We start from the raw sequence: 6,417 nt of genomic DNA, 5'->3' as shown, positions 1-6,417 counted from the left end.
TCGATTGAAGTTCTATACGACCTCAATCTGGCACATCGATGCCGCTTCGGGGGCCGTCCACCCCATCATGCCGTGACCTCAACCGAGGATGCAGCGGAGCTGAATTTTGCACCGCCACGGCGCTCCCAATTCACGGCATGGATCCTGGGGTCTGCGCCGCGTCGCTTCGCTCCTTGCTCCGCCCCAGGATGACGACGCGGCGTGGGTCAGCGACAACCCCTACCGCCGGCCCATGCCGTGCTTGAACTGGTCGAAGATCGACTCCATGCCTTTCTGGTAGTCGTCGCGTTGCTGGGCGCCCGTCTCGAACATCTTGCCGAACAGGTCGTCGAACGGATTTCTCGGCCTGCCGCTCGGATTGGCCTGCGGCTGCGGCGCCTGGGGCGTCTGACGCGGCTGAGACTGCGGTGCGCCGCCGCCGAACATGTCCTGCAGCACTTTGCCGAGCGGATTGTCGCCATAAGGGTTCTGTGTTTGCTGGGGCTGGTTCTGCGGCTGTTGCGCGCCGCCGCCGAACATATCCTGCAGCACCTTGCCGAGCGGATTGTCACCATAAGGGTTCTGTGTCTGCTGGGGCTGGCTTTGCGGCTGCTGCCCGCCGCCGAACATGTCCTGCAACACCTTGCCGAGCGGGTTGTCGCCGTAAGGGCTCTGCGACTGTTGCGGCTGCTGCCCGCCGAACATATCCTGCAGCACCTTGCCGAGGGGGTTATCCGTGAGGCCCGCAGGCTGAGGGGCCGGCGCCTGGCCGCCGCCGCCCGCCTGCCGCATCATCTGCTCGATGAGCTCGCCGAGCGGATTGCCGCCGCCGCCTGCCGCATGCATCTGTCCGCCCAGCTGGTTGGTGGTCTGCTTGAACAGCCCGCCCATCATCATCGAGGCGATTGCCGGCAGCATCTGCTGCAGGACCTGCTGGCTGACACCGCTCGCCTGCGCGGCTTGGCTGGCGACTGCGCGTGACAGGTCCTTCGAGCCGAACAGATGGCCGAGAATGCCGTTGCCTTCATCGAGACCCTGCGGCGAGAAGGCCCGGCTTGCATCCTCGAAATATTTGGCGTGCTGGCCGCTGGCCATCGCCGTCACGAAGGAGCCGAGTCCATAAGGATCCGCTGTGTTGCGCTTCAGTCCCTGCGAAAAGGCCGGCAGCAGCGCCGCGACCGCCGCCTGCGTCTGCTGCTGCGACAGCCCGAACTGCTGGGCCAGCGCCTGCATGCCGTTGCCGTTCTGGGACTGCGCCAGAATATCGAACAAGGAAGGCATTGTTTTCTCCTCCGGGAAAATCCTCGTTGGAGAAGCCTAGTTCGTTTCCATCATTGATTGAAGCGAATTTGCCGGACCACCGGCCAAGCGGATAGCGAAGCGCTAATACGCGTATTCCATGAACACAGGCTCGATCGAGCCGCCCCAGCGTGTGTGGTAGGCCGCCAGCATCTCTTCGGCGCTGGTGGTGCCGCGCGCGACGACCTCGTCCAGCGTGTTGAGGAACGACGTCTCGTCGTAGCCGTCGCGGTTCTTGCGGCCACGGTTCTTCAGTCCCATGCGCGAGATGACGAGCACGTCGCGGGCGATCTCACGCAACGTCGTGTTGCGAAAGGGCGCCGAAATGCCCTGTTCCGGCACCGCGTTGCGCATTGCCAGCACTTCGTCGTAGCTCCAGCTCGAGGTCAGCGCCTCGGCCGCATCGAGCGCCGCCGCATCGTAGAGCAGCCCGACCCAGAAGGCCGGCAGCGCGCAGATGCGCCGCCACGGCCCGCCATCGGCGCCGCGCATTTCGAGAAAGCGCTTCAGCCGCACGTCCGGGAACAGCGTCGACAGATGGTTCGCCCAGTCGCCCATCGTCGGCAGCCCGTCCGGCAATTCGTTGCGGGCGGCACCCGCCATGAACTGGCGGAAGGTGATGTGCGTCATGTCATGGTACTGGCCGTCGCGGATGACGAAATACATCGGCACGTCGAGCGCCCATTCGACATAGTCGGCAAAGCCGAAATCGGGCGAGAAGCAGAATTCGAGCAGGCCGGAGCGCTGATTGTCGGTGTCGCGCCAGATCTCGCCGCGCCAGCTCTGCAAGCCGTTCGGCCGGCTTTCGGTGAAGGGCGAGTTGGCAAACAGCGCCGTCGACAGCGGCTGCAGCTTCAGCGATACCTGCATCTTGCGGCGCATGTCGGCTTCGCTCTCGAAGTCGAGGTTCACCTGGATCGTGCAGGTCCGGTACATCATGTCGAGGCCTTTGGTGCCGACCTTGGGCATGTAGCGGGTCATGATCTCGTAGCGCGATTTCGGCATCTTCGGCGTCTCGGCCAGCGACCATTTCGGGCTGCCGCCAAGGCCGAGAAAACGAATGCCCATCGGTTCGGCGATCTCGCGTACCTGCGCCAGATGCGCATTGCCTTCGCGGCAGGTCTGGTGGATCGTCTCCAGCGGCGCGCCGGACAGCTCGAACTGGCCGCCTGGTTCCAGCGAGATCGCGCCCTGGCCGGTCGGCTCGACCAGGCCGATAATGCGGCCGGCGTCCATGATCGGGTCCCAGCCGAGTTTGTCCTGCATGCCTTCGAGGATGGCGCGGATGCCGCGCTCGCCGCCATAGGGCACCGGCGCATTGCCGTCGACATAGAACGGGAATTTCTCGTGCTCGGTGCCGATGCGCCATTTGTCGCGCGGCTTGTTGCCTTCGGCCAGGTGCTCGACGAGTTCGTCGACGCCTTCGATCGGCCGGAAATCGGTAGTATCGCGCGCCATAATAGCCCTCCGCACATGACCCCGAAAACCGGCTTCGATTTTCGGAAGGGATCAGGTGCCCAATCAAATGCTACAGCGTCCTTTACGCGCCCGAAAGGACACGCGGCCACTGCCGGCGCTAGATGGACGAAATGTCAGTAGCCGATCAAGCGAAAAATCCTGAGCCAGAGGGTAACGTGAATTGATCACCAATCACCGATTGTCGCCTGGATCAGCGCCAAAGCTGCCACCGCCGCCGTATCCGCTCGCAGGATGCGCGGCCCGAGCGGAATGGCGGTAACGAAGGGCAGCGCTCTCAGCATCCTGCGTTCCTCGTCGGAAAAGCCGCCCTCCGGTCCGACCAGCAGCCCGAGCTTTCCCTCCCGGACCGCCTGCAATGCCGGTAGGGGATTGTTGGTCGATGCGTCCTCGTCGCAGAAGATCAGCCGCCGCTCACGGTTCCAATTGCTGAGCAGGCGCTCGAATTTTTCCGCTTCGCGCAGCTCCGGCACCGCCAATATGCCGCATTGTTCGGCCGCCTCGACGACATTGGCGCGCAGGCGCTCGATGCCGGGTTTTGCCACTTGCGTATGCTGGGTGATGACCGGCTGCAGGATGCCGGCGCCCATCTCCACCGCCTTTTGCACGAGGTAGTCGAGCCGCCCCTGCTTCAGCGGCGCGAAGCAATAGACGAGATCGGGCAACGGCGGCTGCGGGCGCTGCAGCTCCATCACCTTCAGGCGCAACGCCTTCTTCGATTTCGCGGCGATCGCCGCCGACCATTCGCCGTCGCGGCCGTTGAAGACCAGAATTTCGGCGCCTTCGCCGAGCCGCAGCACATGCGAGAGATAATGGCTCTGCTGCGGGCCGACCTCGAACTCGGTATCGGGTCCAAGCTCGTCCGGCACGAACAGCCGCTGCATCTTGTAATTGGCGCGCATCGCCGAGGAATGCGGCAACGTCACCCTTGGCGTCAAGCCTCGGCGGAAGGATGCCAGACAGGCTCGTAGCCATGCCTCAGCACCGAAACAGTTGTCGCCGGCGTGAGCAGGCGGAGCGGGCGGTGTGCAAAGCCATCGAATCCCACCGGTTCGCCATAGCCGCCGAAACTCCAGGGCAGCGCGGCGCCGTCAAACAGGGCGTATGCCCTGTTTCCTGACGAGATCATCGTGCCGTCCGGCAAATCCGCAAGCGCCTCCGGTTTCAGTCTCGGCGCCGGTCCGCCCGAGGCCAGGCGCTCCTTGTGCAGGCGCTTGTCGAGTTGCGGCGCGCGTGGCTCGGCAATGCCGAAGGCGTCGCCGAAACGCCGGACAAAATCCCTGGCCCGCTCGCGCCGGCAGAAGAAGCAGGGGCGGTGCCCGGCCGCCAGTGCCGTCACCTCGTCGAGGAAAAACAGCTCGGTCCAGCCGGCCTTGCCGCCCAATTGGTCGTCGCTTTGCCGGTTGCGCCCCATCGGCTCGCGCCGCACGTCGCCGAATTCGCGGACGCAGATGATCCAGGCTTGCAGCGCCCAGCGCTTCTTCAACAGCGTTCTCGTCTCGGGGTCGTGAATGATGCCGCGATTGCCCATGAACAGGCCGCGCTCCGGCACGGCATGGATGGCGCCGAACGGATCGACCCGGTTCTGCAGTGGCATAGGCGTTCCCTGTTGGCTGCAATGCTGGCGCCATGATATCGCTCGTTGCATCAATTTCATGTCAGCAGGTTTCGATGCGGGTCTTGGTGGTCCAGAACTTCGACAATGAGGGCCTTGGCCAGATCGGCGCGGCGCTGGTCGAGGCAGGCGCCGGTATCGACCTGCGCCGGCCCTATCGCGGCGACGCGCTGCCGCAAGCTAGCGGCGAGCATGACGCCATGGTGGTGCTCGGCGGCGCCCAGAATGCGCTGGACGACGAGCTCTGCCCTTATTTCGCGGGTCTGCTCGATCTGACGCGCGACTTTGGCGAGAGGGATCGCGCGGTGGTCGGCATCTGCCTTGGCAGCCAGTTGGTAGCACGCGCCTTTGGCGGCGAGAACCAGATAGGCGGTGCCTCGGAATTCGGCTGGCAGGAGGTCGCGCTTACCGCGGCGGCGCAGGCCGATCCGGTGCTCGCCGCCTTGCCCGAAAAATTCCCGATCTTCCAATGGCACGACGACACCTTTGCCTTGCCTGAGAGGGCCGTGCGGCTGGCCGGCAACGCCGTCGCCGAGAACCAGGCGTTCCGCATCGGCCGCGCCGTCTACGGCTTCCAGTTCCATTTCGAGGCCGACCGGCCGATGGTTCGCGACTGGAGCACCTCCTTCGCACCGCTGATCGCCGAGCGGCATCCTGAATGGGCCGTCCGGCTCGACGATGAAATGGCCCGCAACGGACCGCAAGCCGATGCCGCCGGCCTGGCCATCGCCCGCGCCTGGGTGGCGACGATCTGACGGCTCATACAGTCAGCGTAGTTGGCGACGTTGCATATTTGGCACGCGGCGGCAAATCCTCCGGGGACAACGCGTTTCATCCTTGGCCTGTGTCTGTCGGCCAGCCTAAAAGGCGCCCGCTCTGCATCTTGCGTGCAACCGCGATGAACCTTTCCTGTGACCCGCGCGACACACCGCCGATACAGAACATGCCTAGAAGCGCGAAACCGTCAGACATTTGCGACGTGTTTTGCGTTTCAACGCATTGGTAACCCGCTCGTGCATAGATGCAGGAAGCTCAACAAGAGATGACGTCCGTGAAAGCAGCCTTTTTGTCCTTTGTCATGTTGTCGGCTATCGTGTTGTGCGGCCTCGGCATTTATTCCGCCGACGCGGCCAACGACCACAATGCCGTCGACGGCTACGGCGTCACCGCCGCGCTTCGCTAGCCTTCGTCGTCCAGCGCGCCGCGAACGCGAAGCGGAGCGCAGGCCCTGGGATCTCTGCCGTGACTCAAGCGTCGCGGCTTCGGCTGAATATCAACTAAGCCCGCTCACCCGTGACTGTCAGGATATGCTTGTCCGCACCGTCCACCACGAGTGCGGTGAGGTTTCCCGACTGCCAGGCGAGTGTGTCGACATTGACGCGGTTGCCGGTGATCTCGGCCTTGGGCACCGGCGTATGGCCGTGCACCACGATCTTGGGATGAAGACCGGTGTGGTCGTGGAAGACCTCGCGGATCCAGATCAGGTCCTGCCGGCTCTGGCTTTCCAGCGCAACGCCGGGCCGGATGCCGGCATGGCAGAAGAAGAAATCGCCGAACGTCACTGAGAAGGGCAGCGAGCGCAGGAACTCGACATGGTTCTGCGGCACCGCCTCGACCAGTGCGGCGTGCCCTTGCCGCAATGCCGCATCGGCGCGGCCAAACCAGGCGCTGCTCCCACTGAGCGACACGCCATAGGACAGCGCCGTCTGGATACCGCCATAGCGCATGAACAGACCGTCCGGGTCGGGGACATCGAGAAAATCGAGGAAGCCGAGATCATGATTTCCGGCCAGCATCAGGTGACGCGGATCGCGTCTTTGCGCGTCGATCAGGAAATCGATGACGCCCCTGGAGTCCGGGCCCCGGTCGACATAATCGCCGAGATGGATCACGCGCCAATCGACCGACGGCCGTTGACTGAGCTCCGCCTCGATCCGCCGGTGCATGGCGGTCAGCAAATCGAGCCGGCCGTGCACATCGCCGATCGCGTAAAGGCGCATGCCTTGCGGTCCGCGCGCCTCGTAGAAACTGATGCCGGGCTCCGTCAA

The 6,417-nt window shown here is 64.2% G+C and carries 7 protein-coding genes; 2 read left to right on the top strand and 5 right to left on the bottom strand.

The genetic code is table 11. The annotated features are described in order from the left end of the window. Positions 1–219: 219 nt before the first annotated feature. The 4 genes from AC0L2X_RS30210 to AC0L2X_RS30195 all read right to left on the bottom strand — a co-directional run bounded on the left by AC0L2X_RS30210 (position 220) and on the right by AC0L2X_RS30195 (position 4,351). A complete protein-coding gene (locus tag AC0L2X_RS30210) occupies positions 220–1,260 on the bottom strand; it encodes a DUF937 domain-containing protein (RefSeq protein ID WP_473562063.1) in 1,041 nt (346 codons plus the stop codon). A 102-nt stretch (positions 1,261–1,362) separates the two neighbouring features. After that, positions 1,363–2,736 (bottom strand): glutamate--cysteine ligase, encoded by a 1,374-nt coding sequence (locus tag AC0L2X_RS30205; RefSeq protein WP_473562062.1) that lies wholly within the window; start codon positions 2,734–2,736, stop codon positions 1,363–1,365. A 185-nt stretch (positions 2,737–2,921) separates the two neighbouring features. Beyond that, on the bottom strand, positions 2,922–3,656 hold the full coding sequence (locus AC0L2X_RS30200; RefSeq protein ID WP_473562064.1) for a 16S rRNA (uracil(1498)-N(3))-methyltransferase: 735 nt from the start codon (positions 3,654–3,656) through the stop codon (positions 2,922–2,924). A 32-nt stretch (positions 3,657–3,688) separates the two neighbouring features. Continuing rightward, a complete protein-coding gene (locus tag AC0L2X_RS30195; RefSeq protein WP_473562061.1) occupies positions 3,689–4,351 on the bottom strand; it encodes a hypothetical protein in 663 nt (220 codons plus the stop codon). Positions 4,352–4,425: 74 nt separating this feature from the next. Here AC0L2X_RS30195 and AC0L2X_RS30190 point away from each other — a divergent pair, with 74 nt between their 5' ends. After that, on the top strand, positions 4,426–5,124 hold the full coding sequence (locus AC0L2X_RS30190; RefSeq protein WP_473562060.1) for a type 1 glutamine amidotransferase: 699 nt from the start codon (positions 4,426–4,428) through the stop codon (positions 5,122–5,124). Between the two features lie 287 nt (positions 5,125–5,411). Continuing rightward, on the top strand, positions 5,412–5,552 hold the full coding sequence (locus tag AC0L2X_RS30185; RefSeq protein WP_292664785.1) for a hypothetical protein: 141 nt from the start codon (positions 5,412–5,414) through the stop codon (positions 5,550–5,552). A 94-nt stretch (positions 5,553–5,646) separates the two neighbouring features. Here AC0L2X_RS30185 and AC0L2X_RS30180 read toward each other — a convergent pair whose 3' ends face one another. Beyond that, positions 5,647–6,417 carry a metallophosphoesterase gene (locus AC0L2X_RS30180; protein ID WP_352488580.1) on the bottom strand — a complete coding sequence of 257 codons (771 nt, stop codon included), beginning with the start codon at positions 6,415–6,417 and terminating at the stop codon, positions 5,647–5,649.

The organism is Mesorhizobium sp. WSM4828, from assembly GCF_055811175.1.
Note: the sequence above shows the minus strand (reverse complement) of the source record. Positions and strands in the feature narration are given on the sequence as shown.